The following is a 13793-nucleotide window of genomic DNA, read 5'->3' as shown; positions in this document are numbered from 1 at the left end:
TGGAATTATCCACAGTAATGACTGGACATTTGACTCCCTTTTTCATCATACACGTAAATCCAACTTCCGCGTTTAACGCTTACTGTCGTAGAAGTGAATCCCATCAATTGTTCTCCAGAAATGGATGCGCACTGCTGGTTCCTTTCGTCATACACATAAATCCAACTGCCTCTTTGAACGGCGGTAGAAATCATTCTATACCTCTTGTTTTTTTGTCCTTTGATTAAAATGCTGATGACTGGACAAATTCGGTCAGCATTGCGGAATGTTTTTCCGCTCTTTTAAATGTAAACAAAAAAAAACATTGTCAAGACTTTTTTGAAATTTTCTAAAAAAACGAAAATAGATGTCAATGCCGGATTTCCATTCAGCGAAATCCTGTTATTATGACTAGATTTTTAACTGAAAAACTGCGTTTCGGTGTTTTTTCCTATTTTCTCCGAAATTTTGATTTTTCTATTAAAAAAATTTTTTTTTGGCAAAATTCCACTCAATTTGTTCATAATCGCTTCGCTTGTCCAAGCCTCTCGCTGTCTGCGAAAAAATTCGTCTTGAACATAAACATTCAATCTATGAGAGAAAATTCGTGATAAAAAACATTCCCTTTTGTGAAAAAGATTGCCGTGTTTCGCTCGCAATGACAAGAATGCGCTGCAGCTTTGCTTAATTCGCTTAAAGGAGGCAAACTTTCAAATACAAAGCGTGGCGGGGGTTAAGGTGAAGGGAAAAAGGAGGGTGGTTTTCGCAATGACGAAAACTGTACTTAGCCTGTTGCCGGTTGCTAAAAAACGAAAAGTCTGATGATGAGAAATAGAATGCAAACCCCGAGCACCCCAAAAAATTTTACTTGCGAGTATTTCGTGGAAGATCGCATATAAATCCTCAGAATTTTTCATTTAAAATTCTATTAGACGTTTTTTGTCGAAAACGGAACTCTTTAAAATTCTATATTTAAAATTAAACGATTTATAATCCTTTCAAAAAATCTATATAAATAGCCTTCAACAAAAGTTCAGGAAGATTTTATGCTGACAGTCTTGTTTTATATCATTATCGGATGCGCCGCAATCGCTTTGGCGATTGCTTTAGTCGTTATCGCCGTCAAGATTTTGCTCGTAGTCATTCCCATCGCATTGGTTGTGGGCGTTGTAGTTCTTTGCGTCAAGGGGTGCGATAATTCGTGGGATTTGGAACATTGGTTTAACGACAAGACGCAAAAAGTGCTTAATGACTCTCCCGTTCGTAAATATCGCAATGTCGAAGAAAAGGATTTGCATGAAGAAATCGCCAGCATTACGCGCCAAAAGGCGGGGGTGAGTATTTCTTCGCTCAGGCCAGAATTGGAACGCGCCATTTTGGAATGCGTGATTCCCGCTTATCGCGAAGCAACGAACGATGACGATTTTAGACCGCTCATCACCAGTGGAAACGATTCGCCAAAACATCATAAGGCATCGGCTCATTATGCCGGTGCTGCTGTGGATTTCAGGACAAAAGACATCGGCAGTTTGCCAAAACGCCAAGCCCTTTATGCACAAATCAAGTCGGAAATCGGAAGCCGCTTTTTTGTTGATCTTGAAGATGTCGGCACGGAAAATGAGCACTTGCATGTGCAGATGCGAAATGGAACGTTCAATCGAAACGAAGTCTATCGGTAGCGGTTAAAAAACAAAACCCTGCGCAAAGCGCAGGGTTTGCATTTTGAAATGGAGAGATTTACTTGAGGGTGCTGACTTGGACGTCCCAGCTCTGACCGTTCAAGGCGACTCGATAGGTGTTTGTTCCTTGCACTTTCATGCCGGCGGTATTGACGGCGGCTGCAGCGGGCTTTGCTGCGACCGGAGCCGCATTCGGGTCCTTCTTGGGAACGCCGATATGGCGGTTGCCCTTGAGGAAATCGATACCCTTGTTGCCGCCTTTCGTCTGAAGACATCCTGTGATAAAGATGTTTTCGTCCGTTACCGGCAGGCCGTTTTCTTCAAGGAGTTTCTTAGCTTGAGGAATGCCAGGTTCGATGATTTCCGCAGCGCATTTGACGCCCGGATGGGCTTCAGCAAACGGTTTCTTTTTCATCTGGTCGGCTGCGATTTTCACGAGTTCGGCATCCGGTTCGCACGGAGTTTTGCCAAGATAGCCGAGGATCATGTTGCCGTAGCCTTCGGTAATTTTGGCCCAAGTATCCAAACCCTTGCTCTTATTTACCGTATTGATATACGCCTGCTGGAAGTAATACTGGGAAACCGGTGTCACGGAAGAGGCAAATCCGCCACGACGGACGCATTCGCTCATGTTGGCAATCACCTGCGGATACAGATGGAATGTTTTCGTTTCGCGCATCATCAGCGTGTTTGCCGTCAGAGCGCCACCCGGCATCGGAGAGAAAATGACGTCCGAAGAAATCTGGCGAGATTCCGGCGGGAAGTTGTAGTCTTTCAGGCATTCTACGGCGACGCTGTTTGCTTCCATCAATTTGGGAATGGCGTTTTCATCGACAATGCCGTCTTCGCCGAGAGCGAGTGCATAGTCCGTGCCCTTCAACGCATGGAACATCGAGAAGAGATCCGGCTGGGAAGTTCCGCCGGAAAGCGGAGTTCGCGCGAGATCCACGCCGTCGGCACCACCTTCGATGGCCGCCAGATATTGACGAAGGCCCGTGCCGCAAGTCTCGTGAGAGTGGATGCGGAGTTCGACCCCTTCGCCAAGCAGTTTGCGAGCGCGTTTGAAAGTTTCATAAACCTTCATCGGATTTGCGGTTCCCGAAGCATCCTTGAAGCACACGGAAGCGAACGGAACGCCTGCATCCAAAATGTTCTTCAGCACTTTCTCGTAAAATTCCGGATCGTGAGCGCCTTTGCAACCAAGCGGGAGCTCCATCATCGTGACGACGACTTCATGTTCAAGCCCTGCCTCGGTAATGCACTTGCCGGAATAAATGAGGTTGTTTACATCGTTCAGCGCATCGAAGTTACGGATGCGGGTCATGCCGTGCTTCTTGAACATCTTGGCATGGAGATCGATCATATCATAGGGTTGCGGAGCGAGTGCCACCACATTGATACCGCGGGCAAGAGTCTGCAAACGGGCTTTCGGTCCGACAGTCTTGCGGAATTCGTCCATCATATCAAAGGCGTCTTCGCCGCAGTTTTGATACAGGGCCTGGAAGCGTGCGCCGCCACCGGCTTCAAAATGCGTGATTCCCGCTGCTGCAGCCGCTTCGACTGCCGGCATGAAGTCTTTTGTAAAGACCCGGGCGCCAAAGATGGATTGGAAACCATCGCGGAAAGAAGTATCTTGAAAGAGAATTTTTTTCATATTTGTTCCCATGGGAGAATCCTTCTCCCTGTCTAAGTGTCCGTTATTTTAATTGCGAAAAATCCATGTTAAAGCGATTCCTCATCCGGAGTTGAATCGTCCTCGTCGGTAACGCAATTCGGAGAGGACGGGTTTTCCATACATTCATCCGTGGTGGACGAATCGCTTGATGAACTAGAGCTGCTGCAAGCGGTGAATGTTGCTGCCCAGAGCAGCATCATCAAAGACAAAGCGCAGAATAATTTCTTTTTCATGCTGCTATTATAGATTTTTTTGCTGGAAAAGAAAATGGCACTTGTCAAATTTCGGCCCATCAATGCGTGAATTATTTGTTCCGATAAATAAAAAAGGGAATTATGGACAATCTTCCACCAAGGGGAACTTAGTTTTCAGTTCCGACTCCCGACTCCCAACTTCCAACCGGTCCCTGAGCCTGCCGAAGGGCATTAACCCCTAGCCAAGCAAATCGGGTGGATTTTATATATACCCCCTAAATAAAAAAGGCTCGCTTCGGAGTTGTTCCAAAACGAGTCCTTTTAAAAAGTCGTTGTAGAATTACTTCTTGGCGACCTTGGCCTTCTTGGCGGTAGCCTTGAGTTCCGAACCGACCTTGAAAGAAACAACCTTCGTCGCTTTGATTTTGATTGTTTCGCCGGTCAGCGGATTGCGACCAGTGCGGGCACCGCGTTCCTTCACGCTGAAGGTTCCGAAGCCGATGAGCTGCACCGGGCCGCCCTTCTTGATGCCTTCAGAGATGCCTTCGAGAACGGCGTTCACGGCCGCTGTCGCAGCAACTTTCGTTTCAATGTTAGCGGCTTTCTGAACGTATTCAACAAGATCTTGCTTGTTCATGGATTTTTCTCCTTAATTGATTTTAGAATTCCATACAGCTATTATAATTTTTTGTTTGCAACAAATCAAGAGATTTTCGCAAAAAACTCAAAAGAATCGTTATTTTTCTAGGTTTTTTCGTTTTGCTCTTCCCAAGATTTATCGCGCCGCCTCGGAAAAATCCGATGTTCGACGTATTCTTGAAATATAGCGATGACGATACAAGTGAACGGAATGGCGCACACCAGCCCTATAAATCCCAAGAGTTTTCCCCAGACAGAGATGGAAAGAAGGATGAGGACTGGAGGCAAATTCATCTCGGTTCCTACGATTTTGGGAATGATGAACATGTCTTCGACAACTTGAATTACAAGGTAAATAGCCGCAATAATTAACAGCACTTGCCAAAAGGGGATGCCCGTGTCAAAAGAGTACATAATTCCCAAGAAAAACGCAATCGGCATACTGGCCACTTGAAGGTAGGGGACCATGTTCAAAAGCCCGATGAAGAGTCCAAAGACGACGCCCATCGGAAAACCGAGAACGCCAAAGGCGATGGCGTAAAGGATTCCGACAATCATGGCGACCAGGCTTTGGCTACGGAAATACGCTTTCATCAACCGATTTGTTTTGCGCAAAAGATCGGGTTTGCTCAAATCGTCAAGCGGTACGAGCAAACGGATTTTTCGACGGATTTTGGGCATATCCATCATCAAGAACGTGGTGTACATAATGATGAATACGATGCTTACCAAAGTTAAAACGACCGAGGCCGTTCCCGAAAGAACCCCCATCGCTCCCGGAAGCAGCTTCCCGATCATCGACTGTACGGTTTCCCAGAAATTGATGTCCTGCAAAGATTCCAGCAGCTGCAGCTGCCCTGTAAAATTGTGCATGGAATTTCTCCAGTCCGACGGGAATAGCGCAAGCACCTGCTGAATCCAGACCGAATCCGACATGAATTTTTTGACGAGGCTTCCGAAACGGCTGAACTCTTCGCAGATCTGCGGAATGAAAATCAAGCAGAAAATCGTAACGACAGCGGCCATCAGACATAGCGTTGCAATTGTCGCTACAATGCGCGCAGAACGTTTTGGAATGCTCCGCAATTTCGGATGGCGTAAGAGAAAACGCGTCCATTCTTCGATTTTATCAACTACGGGATTTACAATGTAGGCGATAAGAAATGCGCCGACAAAAGGCGCAAGAACATTGCGCAGATAATACAGCAAAGCGCACAAACACACCACGATAAGAAATATCGTGATGTACTTGAGTTTGATTTTTGTATTTAACGAAGCTTCTTTTTTTTCAGAGTCGGATTTTTTTTCCATCGATTTTTTACCCCCGCAATATATAGACATGAAAAAAGAATCAAAAGTCCGATGCTCAACCGGATGACGGAACGGTTCTTGCCCGTAAATTCCCATTGCAAAATTTCAATCTCCGTCGGAAAACCGAGAAGGGTTCCTTTGCCCGATTCCACGGCGGCTTGGACAACGCGATTCATATACAGGGAAGAATCCGGTTCTATTCCGTGGATGTCAAACCAGATTTTGCTCGGCTTCAAAAGGGAAAGCGGTAAGCGGACTTCCGAATAAAAACGGGTCGCAGGAATATCCATTTTTAAAGGGCGCAACGTTAAGGGATCTCCAGCTCGGGAAACCTGCGGGTCGGCGACATCTAAAACAAGAACAACGTCGGAACTCGCTCGAAAGCGCAGCACAACGGAATCCATATTCGAAAAATCCGTGCCTTCCAATGCCAATTCTCGCAGCCCGGATTCTAAAGGAATTTCCACGCCGGCATGGGGATGATAAATGCCGGAGTTCAGGGTCATTCGCACGGCAAGGGCGCTATCGCTTTCAAAAAATTCTGCGGTGGAAAATCCGCCTTCCCGGATGTCGCTGTAAATTCGGGCGTTGCCGAACGAATCGTTTTTCGGCCATAGCACAATGTGTTTGGTCGCGAACGCTCCCCAAAACAATCCGATAAGGATTACGCAAATCGCATACGCGAGGGTTAATTTTAACAAGGACTTTTTCACTTTTTCTTTTTCAAAAAACCAAGAGCGGCGACCACGATGACGACGCAGACCAACAAGAAAATCGCAAGCTCCATAGAACCCACACCTTTCGCGGCGATTTTTGTAAATCGGAAGCGCATCGGTTTGCCTCGTTCTACATTCCAGCCGAGAGTGATTTCAAAACGGGATACGTGCTCCTTATGCCGTTGGACCAGTTCCTTGTCCGCTTGATTTTGCTGAAACCAAAATTCGGGAACATAAAATTCCGAGAAAGGAAGTGCGATGTGATTTTCCCCTTTTCGTAATGCGATTTCTTTTAAAAGAAGACGGTATGTCGTCAGCGAATCTTTTTGGGTGACATCGGGGTCGAATGTCCAAATTTTAATGACGAGTTCCGAAGCGGATTCTGAAAAAACATCCATCACGATAGAATCGACCAGAAGCCAGTTTTTGGAATCCAACGTCCAAATCAGGCCGCACCACGCCGCTTTCGATGTGTCCTTTCCCAAAGTACATTGAAATTCCAAAACGGAATCCACCCGTCGAACGGTCGCTGCAGACGAACCTCCGTCCGAGACGTCGTCATAGACAATCGGCAGTTCCGCGCTCGGCTGGGGAAAAATGGGAATGGAAAACTCCCGCTTGGGAACTAGCACAAAAACGACGAACGCGCAAATGATAGCAACAGAAAGGATTGCGAGTTTTTTCGCCATCAGTTCTCCGAAGACGTTTCAAAAATATCCTTGAACTTCATTTCGTATTGCATTGATTCAAACGGATCTTCTTCCGGGGAGGCCGTGCCGAAGATTTTATCGACAATTTTGCCCAGCTGCACGATGAACGCAAAATGGTGCTTTGGCTTTTTGGAAAGCAGCAGGCCATCCGAAGGAGAGGCGACCATTCGACGGAGAAGGGTCGCCATGGTCGAAGCGGGCAGTTGAAACATGTTGCAGCAAGTGGCGACTTTCCCGGCGATGCCGTAATCGGGCAATTTTCCGTCCACCAATTTTTCCCCGTGGTCAATGCAGCTGGTATTTTCTGTTGGCTCAATCCAGTCTGCTCGGCGTTCTTCTAACTTTTGAAGCCAAAGGACTCGCGTCTTGTCGTAGATTTCCCTGCGAAAAGCCATTGTTTTATCGCTTGGGAAAAACGTTCCCAGGCAATGCGGGCAAATTCGCAAGTCCAATCGAGAAAGTTCGACTTTTTTTGTTTCGGATTTACAGAAAGGGCAATTGCTCATCGTCTTTAGAAAATAGTAAATTTTGAGCTATGGCAAAAATAATCCCTGTTACATTGCAAAATTTTGAGACCGAGATCTCAGCAGAGGCGGAAAAACGCCCGGTTGTCCTGACTTTCGCGTCATCCCAAATCCCCGAATGCGCTTCTTACAACCAGATGCTGGAAACCCTCGCCAATGAGCTGGATTTCTCTTTGGGCGAAGTCAATCTGGACGAAACAGACAATATGGCGTTTATGGATTATTTCCAGATTCGGAGTCTGCCTTTTGTCGTCGTCCTTTCCAAAGGAGAAATCGCCGATGCCATCCAAGGCCGAGTTCCTCAAGATGAATTGAAGAAAAGGCTTTCCAAATTTTTTGTATCGGAAGAAGAGAGTGTCCGACAAACGATAGAAGACGCTGTTGCCGAAGGAAATTTTTCCCTTGCTAAACCGCAGATTCTTGCGGAGCTCGCTAAAAAAGCGGACGATCATCTGCAAATCCTGCTCGCGAAATGTGAACTCGGACTTGATGCCGCCGAATCTGCCAAGGAAATTCTGCAAAAAATTCCGGAAACCAGCGATGAATATGCCCAAGCGAAATCGCTTCTGGATTTGATGGATCTTTTGGTGGAGGCAGCCAAAACCGACGCTGTAGAAGGTTCCGCAGAAAAATTTCGCAACGCCTGCAAAGACGCTGCGCGCAAAGATTACCGGTCGGCGCTGGAAGGTCTTTTCCAACTCACCCTTTCCGATGCGGCGTTCCGGGATGGCATTGCCCAAAAATCGATGTTGGTTCTTTTCAGCGCCCTAGGCCCCAAAGATCCGCTCACCTGGGAATACCGCAACAAATTGAACACCTTCTTGTTTATTTAAAATGATGCGTCTGATTTCTTTCTTTACTGCTGTTCTTTTGCCCGTCGCCTTGTTTGCGCTGGACTTTCCTGTCCACAAAAAAGTTCTTGACAACGGATTGACCGTCCTTTTGTATCCGAATACGCAGGCACCGACCGTCAGTTGCAGGCTCTTTTATGTGACCGGTTCCGTGAACGAAATCCCGGGGAGTTCCGGGCTTGCCCATATTCTGGAACACGAATTGTTCAAAGGAACAAAAAAAGTGGGTGTCACCGATTTTCGCAAAGATTCGATCCTCCTTGTGAAGCAAGATTCTGTGATGTCTTTGTCTCGCGAAGCCGCTGTTCGTGGGGATTCTTTGAACGCTCAAAAATTCCGAGCTGAATACGATTCGCTTGTTGAAGAAGAACGGCAATACATGGTGAAAGAGGAATTGTGGAGTGCTTACCAGCAAGCTGGCGGAACAGGACTGAATGCTTTTACAACCGATTTGATGACCGCTTATTTTGTCACTTTGCCCAAAAACCGGCTGGAGCTTTTTCTGTATTTAGAATCGGACCGAATGCAAAATGCGATTCTGCGGGAATTTTATTCGGAACGCGATGTGGTGCGCGAAGAAAGGCGGATGCGCTATGACGATCGCCCTTCGGGAAGATATTTTGAAACGTTGAACGGCATGACTTACGAAGCGTTCCCCTACCGGATTCCTACCATCGGCTGGCCCTCGGACATTATGAATTTGACGCGTGAACAGGCGGCGGAGCACTATCGCAAATATTATAAGCCGAGAAATGCCATCCTCGTTTTGGCGGGTGATTTGGATACGGCATCTGCAATGGCGTTGGTTCAAAAATATTTTGCAGAAATTCCTTCGGGGGAGGCTTTTGCTCCAATCACCGTTCGAGATCCGGAACCTGCCGGAGAAAAACGTTTGACGGTTTACCGCCCCGATGCTCCCAACCGGATGGATTTTATTTTTAAAACTCCGGGCGTCGGCGACAGCAGCCTGTATGCGCTCGATATCGCCGAAGGCGTTCTGAATGGACGCTCGGGAAGGCTCTATAAAAAATTGGTGGAAGAGAAAAAAGTGGCTGTTTCTGCACGCGCCGCGAACTCTGTAAATAAAACCGTTTCGGAATTTTCGATTAGCGTATTGCTGCAACCCGATGCCAATCCCGATTCCGTAGAAGCCTTTGTTTGGGAAGAACTTGAAAAACTCAAAACAGAAACCGTTTCCGAACGAGAACTCGCCAAGGTTAAAAATCGTGCGACGATGGGACTAGTCGAAAGTTTTCTCGATATGGAAAATGTGGCGACGCAGCTCGCTTGGTATGAAATGTTCGGCGACTATAAAATTCTTTTGAACTGGCCGGACAATCTTGGAAAAGTGACTCCGGAAAATGTACAGAATATCGCCCAAAAAACATTCAGCCACAAAAATGCGACCATTGGACTTTTATTGAAAGGCGAGGAACGTTAAATGAAACTGTTTTCCCTTTTGTTGTTTGTTTGTTTCCTTGCCGCTTGTTCGGGGACAAAACAGCCGGCTAAAATTCAACAGCCCGCGACCAAAACCGTCGAAGTCGCTAAAAAAATGGAAACTCCGGCAAGCGATATTCCGGAATCATACAAGGAAATCGTTTTTCCGCCTTTTGCTTATACGGCTCCGTTCCCTGCTGATTCCCGCGTTCAAATTTCAGAAAAAGTAACGGGCTACGTCATTGAAAATAGAAGTCTTCCTCTGATTCACTTTAACATTTTCTTTGAAGAACCGCACGTCACCGACAGTCTGCAAAACAAAGCTGCCAACGCGCTTCTTTCTTTCATGTTTCGCCGAGGCGGTTCCGAAAAACTTTCTCCGCAAGTTTTGGACGATTCGCTGGAATTTATCGCCGCGTCTCTTGCGGGATCGGTCGGCACGTTCACCAGTGCCATTAGCGTGGAATGTATGACCAAAGATTTTCCGCAACTTATGGAACTCGCCAAAGAAGTCTTTTTGCATCCCGCGTTTGACAGCAGCGCTCTTGAAATTCAAAAAGCGAATGCCATCAACGGTTACGAACACCGCTATGATACGCCTAAAGATATTCTCGCCGCTTTGGACACTAAAGTGAATTACAAACCGAATCCTCGCTTATGGACCGCCACTGCCGAGGAATATCGGAATGTCAAACGCAACGACCTTGTTGCTCTTTCCAAGGGACGCTTTCAACGGGGGCGTATTGTTTTTGCGCTCGCCGGGGATTTTAACAGAGATTCCATGGTGACGGAATTAAAACGGTATTTTGAATCCTGGCCATCTGACAAACCGGACTCGTCCAAAATTCCGCCGATGGAACTTTCACAAAAAACGGGAATTTTCCTTGTGGATAAGGATATCACCCAAGCGAATATCCAGATGAGCGCGCCTTTTGTGAAACGTCCACACCCCGATTATTACCCGACGGCAGTGGCAAGTTTTATTTTAGGAGGCGGCAGTTTTTCCTCTCGCCTGATGGCGACGGTGCGCTCTGACAACGGACTCGCTTATAGCATTCACAGTTACGCTGAAAATTCTTACCGCGATCAAGGCCGGGTATTTATTTCTCTGCAAACGAAAGTGGAAAGTGCTGCTCTGGCGATAGACTTGATTCAAAAGGAAATTGAAAAATTGGCAAAGGAAGGCCCGACCGATGCGGAATTGGAACAAGCCAAGAAAACGCTGATAGAAGGACTTCCAAGCCTGTTCGATTCTCCGGCAAGTACGTCCATTCTTTTTGCGCAAGGAGATTTGCTCGGCAAAAAGGATTCGCATTATATTGACTATGTTCAAGAAATCAACGCCGTGACGAAAGAGCAGGTCCAACAGATGATTGCCAAATACTTTGACCCCAAAAAAATGGCAATCTGCATTGTCGGTCCTGAAAGCGGGCTGAAAGATGTTGGGACGTTTACGGTTGTTCCGCTGGACAGCTTGGATATGAGGCAGTGAGCTTTTTGAAACGCTTTTTCTTTATCTTAAACTTTTTTGTTTTTTGTTCGCTTGCGATTGCAGGTCCTGGACAAGAAGAGTTGCGTCACAATGCTTGCGCTGCCGCCAAAAAATGTTTAGATGTCATTCTTCCGAGATGTTCTGCCCAGGAGCTGGAACCCGTCGAAGATGTCGAATATGACGGCGAATTCTGCTCGGCATTTTTGGAATTGCAAAAACGCGGAATTCCACTGCAAAGCCCCGTCACCGCTGAAATTTTTGGGCATCTCGGCGGGCGTTATCGAGTCGTTTACGAAACCGAGGGCAAGCTCCCCGTCAGCGGACCGATGATGAGCTATCTTTTTGATCATTTCCCGTTTACGACTGCGCTGGTAAATGCCATGCAAGAAACCAATTACACGATTCACTACAATTCGTGGGATCAGCGGCTTTTCAGCGGCAATAACGGCGGAAATCTTTTTGGTGATTTTTACTGGGTTTTGCAGGATAGCGCTGGAGTCGGAAAAGGATTTCACAATGTTTTTTACGGCAGCGGACGTTGCAAAATTCTTCGCTGGAATCTGCATGGAATCGCCATCGCTGTTTTGGACATGTATCCGAACGGCGATGCGACCCGCTATAAATTCAAAGCGATTGTATTCCCGGCTAACGCCGTTTTGAATTCCATTATGAAAATGGGCGTCTTCCGGGATGTGGTCAATTCCAAAATTTCGGAAATTATCCGCAACATTTCGGAATCTTCGGAAAGTTACGTCGAAGGCAATCATGAACCCGTCGAAAAATCCGAAGTTATTCAAAAAAAATACAGTAAGGAAATTCATGAATTTCTGCAAGTCGCGTCTGGAAAATTATTTTGGACCGTCGGCGACGCTGTTCAAAAAAAACGCGAAGAAAAACGAAAACAGAAACCGAATTTTGTAACCGAAATTCCGATGATTTTCAAACAGGAAAATTCCCATGGCAACCCCTGACTATACTTATTCTTCCCCGGAAATGCAAGCGAAAATCGAAGCACTGCTCCCGCGGATTACAGAACACCGTCGCGATCTTTTGATGAAAGTGGTTCAAAATCGCACGCGGCATTTTTGCATGGTTCTCGAAGACCTTTTTGACCCGCATAACATTTCGGCGGTCATTCGCACGGCAGAGGTTTTCGGATTGGAAGACGTGCACATCATCGAAGAAGTGAATCCTTACAAAGTAAACAAATCTATTTTGAAAGGATCCATTAAATGGATGAATCTTTATTTGTATAAAAAACGCAAGGCCTGCATGGAACATCTGCGGCAAAAAGGTTACCGCATCGCCGTTGCTAGCACGAATACGACAAAGTCCGTTTTGGATTTGGATCTTTCTCAGCCGACCGCTTTCTATTTGGGAAGTGAATTTACCGGAAATCATCCTGATACCCTTGCAACCGCAGACTGCGAATTTATTTTACCGCAATACGGCATTACCGAATCCATGAATGTTTCCGTTGCCGGAGGCGTTCTCATGTGTTATCTGGATCACTTTATGCAGCAAAAAGGGCGTTCTCAATTTACGCTTTCCCCTGGCGAACGCGATGAACTTTTGCTCGAATGGCTAAAAAGGCATATAAATGACGAGTCCGCATCCAGCTCTATCACTCGCATAGACGGCGAATAAGTTAAATTGTATTCGCGATGAAAAAGAATATCGGATTATATCTCGCTGTCGGCCTTGTTGTCCTGCTCGCCATTATCATTTTGATTTTTGGCCTGTTCTTTTTGAACGACAAGGATCCCCGTGAAGTTTTTGACACCTATTATCTGCGATTTCCTCAAGTCAGCACCTTGACTTTGGACGACCCTGTTAAAATCAACGGCGTAAAGCTCGGTAAAGTCGAAGATATTTATTTGTCTGGGCATCGCGTTCTTGTTGTGGTGCGAATCCGTAACGACGTGCGAATCCCGGTGGGCTCCGAAATTCGCGTGCAGAACATCGGCATTATGGGAGAACGCCAAATCGGTATCATCCTTTGCGATTCCAGCGAAAATTATTCGCCCAACGACACAATCGACGGACAATTTGATGCGGGCATTGCCGAAGCGCTTGGGCTTGCGGGAGAAATCATCGATTCTACAAAAACGCTCATCACTTCGGTTCATCAAGTGATGGATTCGACCATCGCGAATCCCGAATTCCGGACTAAATTCCGCACGATGATGGACAAGGCGGAAAATCTGGAAGATCGTCTGGCGAAAATGCTCAAGGACACGGATCCGCAAATCAAAAGCAGCTTGAACAATCTGAATATGGCCACCGTTAAAGTAAACGCTTTGCTTGACACGGTAAAAGCTCCTGTCAGCGGGCTTCTTGCCGACGCCGGCAATTTGATGCAAGACGCGGGCGGCATTCTTGTCAAACTGGATTCTGTGACAAATCGCTTGACTCTTTTGACATCCAAGCTTCAATCCACGGACAATACGGCGGGAATCCTGCTCAACGACAGAACTCTCCATGACGATTTGGTTCAGACTCTCCATTCCGCGGACAGCCTGTTCCAAATTATTCTCCAAGACGGTTTGGATATTAACGTGGATTTCTTTTAATTAGGACGGA

Annotated in this window: 15 protein-coding genes and 1 pseudogene; 7 read left to right on the top strand and 9 right to left on the bottom strand. The window is 46.5% G+C overall.

The genetic code is table 11. The features are described from left to right. Positions 1-5: 5 nt before the first annotated feature. Positions 6-194 (bottom strand): hypothetical protein, encoded by a 189-nt coding sequence (locus BGX14_RS07550; RefSeq protein WP_095879515.1) that lies wholly within the window; start codon positions 192-194, stop codon positions 6-8. 831 nt (positions 195-1025) lie between these two features. Between BGX14_RS07550 and BGX14_RS07540 the strand changes: the two genes are divergently transcribed. Then, positions 1026-1658: a hypothetical protein gene (locus BGX14_RS07540; RefSeq protein WP_073303983.1), complete on the top strand. Its 633-nt coding sequence runs from the start codon at positions 1026-1028 to the stop codon at positions 1656-1658. Between the two features lie 58 nt (positions 1659-1716). Here the strand turns inward: BGX14_RS07540 and BGX14_RS07535 are convergent, their stop codons facing one another. The 8 genes and pseudogenes from BGX14_RS07535 to BGX14_RS16495 form a co-directional block, all read right to left on the bottom strand. Next, the gene (locus tag BGX14_RS07535; protein ID WP_073304057.1) at positions 1717-3312 is read right to left on the bottom strand and encodes a biotin attachment protein; all 1596 of its coding nucleotides are present in this window, start codon (positions 3310-3312) and stop codon (positions 1717-1719) included. Positions 3313-3380: 68 nt separating this feature from the next. Then, positions 3381-3566, bottom strand: a complete 186-nt coding sequence (locus BGX14_RS07530) for a hypothetical protein (protein WP_143394183.1) — start codon at positions 3564-3566, stop codon at positions 3381-3383. Positions 3567-3867: 301 nt separating this feature from the next. Then, complete coding sequence (locus tag BGX14_RS07525) at positions 3868-4164, bottom strand: HU family DNA-binding protein (RefSeq protein WP_073303987.1); 297 nt, start codon at positions 4162-4164, stop codon at positions 3868-3870. Positions 4165-4271: 107 nt separating this feature from the next. Continuing rightward, on the bottom strand, positions 4272-5477 hold the full coding sequence (locus BGX14_RS07520) for an AI-2E family transporter (RefSeq protein WP_073303989.1): 1206 nt from the start codon (positions 5475-5477) through the stop codon (positions 4272-4274). After that, on the bottom strand, positions 5435-6190 hold the full coding sequence (locus BGX14_RS15520) for a hypothetical protein (RefSeq protein ID WP_158223260.1): 756 nt from the start codon (positions 6188-6190) through the stop codon (positions 5435-5437). The genes BGX14_RS07520 and BGX14_RS15520 overlap by 43 nt, the downstream gene beginning before the upstream one ends. Further along, positions 6187-6882, bottom strand: a complete 696-nt coding sequence (locus BGX14_RS07515; RefSeq protein ID WP_073303994.1) for a hypothetical protein — start codon at positions 6880-6882, stop codon at positions 6187-6189. Before BGX14_RS07515 ends, BGX14_RS15520 begins: the two co-directional genes overlap by 4 nt. Further along, the gene (locus tag BGX14_RS07510) at positions 6882-7298 is read right to left on the bottom strand and encodes a hypothetical protein (RefSeq protein ID WP_233126444.1); all 417 of its coding nucleotides are present in this window, start codon (positions 7296-7298) and stop codon (positions 6882-6884) included. Before BGX14_RS07510 ends, BGX14_RS07515 begins: the two co-directional genes overlap by 1 nt. A gap of 27 nt (positions 7299-7325) precedes the next feature. Next, positions 7326-7409: pseudogene (locus tag BGX14_RS16495) on the bottom strand (hypothetical protein); the annotation flags it as partial. Positions 7410-7438: 29 nt separating this feature from the next. On the opposite strand from BGX14_RS16495, the gene BGX14_RS07505 reads away from it, so the two are divergent. From BGX14_RS07505 to BGX14_RS07480, 6 genes are all read left to right on the top strand, one after another. Next, complete coding sequence (locus tag BGX14_RS07505) at positions 7439-8260, top strand: tetratricopeptide repeat protein (protein ID WP_078775512.1); 822 nt, start codon at positions 7439-7441, stop codon at positions 8258-8260. Position 8261: 1 nt separating this feature from the next. Further along, positions 8262-9719, top strand: a complete 1458-nt coding sequence (locus tag BGX14_RS07500; protein ID WP_073304000.1) for a pitrilysin family protein — start codon at positions 8262-8264, stop codon at positions 9717-9719. Then, positions 9720-11210, top strand: a complete 1491-nt coding sequence (locus BGX14_RS07495; RefSeq protein ID WP_073304006.1) for a pitrilysin family protein — start codon at positions 9720-9722, stop codon at positions 11208-11210. 80 nt (positions 11211-11290) lie between these two features. Continuing rightward, the gene (locus BGX14_RS07490) at positions 11291-12181 is read left to right on the top strand and encodes a hypothetical protein (protein WP_143394182.1); all 891 of its coding nucleotides are present in this window, start codon (positions 11291-11293) and stop codon (positions 12179-12181) included. Beyond that, entirely contained in the window at positions 12168-12857 is a 690-nt protein-coding gene (locus BGX14_RS07485) for an RNA methyltransferase (protein ID WP_233126443.1), read from the top strand. Before BGX14_RS07490 ends, BGX14_RS07485 begins: the two co-directional genes overlap by 14 nt. Before the next feature lie 17 nt (positions 12858-12874). Continuing rightward, positions 12875-13783, top strand: a complete 909-nt coding sequence (locus tag BGX14_RS07480) for an MlaD family protein (protein WP_073304010.1) — start codon at positions 12875-12877, stop codon at positions 13781-13783. Positions 13784-13793 lie beyond the last annotated feature (10 nt).

It is taken from the genome of Fibrobacter sp. UWS1 (assembly GCF_002300445.1).
GTDB classification, from domain to species: Bacteria; Fibrobacterota; Fibrobacteria; order Fibrobacterales; family Fibrobacteraceae; genus Hallerella; species Hallerella intestinalis.
Note: the sequence above shows the minus strand (reverse complement) of the source record. Positions and strands in the feature narration are given on the sequence as shown.

Excerpts from the sequence above, each read along its gene's own strand:
- BGX14_RS07535 (WP_073304057.1), bottom strand. The coding sequence starts at position 3,312 with ATGAAAAAAATTCTCTTTCAAGATACTTCTTTCCGCGATGGTTTCCAA.
- BGX14_RS07540 (WP_073303983.1), top strand. The coding sequence starts at position 1,026 with ATGCTGACAGTCTTGTTTTATATCATTATCGGATGCGCCGCAATCGCT.
- BGX14_RS07500 (WP_073304000.1), top strand. The coding sequence starts at position 8,262 with ATGATGCGTCTGATTTCTTTCTTTACTGCTGTTCTTTTGCCCGTCGCC.
- BGX14_RS07510 (WP_233126444.1), bottom strand. The coding sequence starts at position 7,298 with ATGGCTTTTCGCAGGGAAATCTACGACAAGACGCGAGTCCTTTGGCTT.
- BGX14_RS07520 (WP_073303989.1), bottom strand. The coding sequence starts at position 5,477 with ATGGAAAAAAAATCCGACTCTGAAAAAAAAGAAGCTTCGTTAAATACA.
- BGX14_RS07495 (WP_073304006.1), top strand. The coding sequence starts at position 9,720 with ATGAAACTGTTTTCCCTTTTGTTGTTTGTTTGTTTCCTTGCCGCTTGT.
- BGX14_RS07530 (WP_143394183.1), bottom strand. The coding sequence starts at position 3,566 with ATGAAAAAGAAATTATTCTGCGCTTTGTCTTTGATGATGCTGCTCTGG.
- BGX14_RS07525 (WP_073303987.1), bottom strand. The coding sequence starts at position 4,164 with ATGAACAAGCAAGATCTTGTTGAATACGTTCAGAAAGCCGCTAACATT.
- BGX14_RS07550 (WP_095879515.1), bottom strand. The coding sequence starts at position 194 with ATGATTTCTACCGCCGTTCAAAGAGGCAGTTGGATTTATGTGTATGAC.
- BGX14_RS07485 (WP_233126443.1), top strand. The coding sequence starts at position 12,168 with ATGGCAACCCCTGACTATACTTATTCTTCCCCGGAAATGCAAGCGAAA.
- BGX14_RS07480 (WP_073304010.1), top strand. The coding sequence starts at position 12,875 with ATGAAAAAGAATATCGGATTATATCTCGCTGTCGGCCTTGTTGTCCTG.
- BGX14_RS07515 (WP_073303994.1), bottom strand. The coding sequence starts at position 6,882 with ATGGCGAAAAAACTCGCAATCCTTTCTGTTGCTATCATTTGCGCGTTC.
- BGX14_RS07505 (WP_078775512.1), top strand. The coding sequence starts at position 7,439 with ATGGCAAAAATAATCCCTGTTACATTGCAAAATTTTGAGACCGAGATC.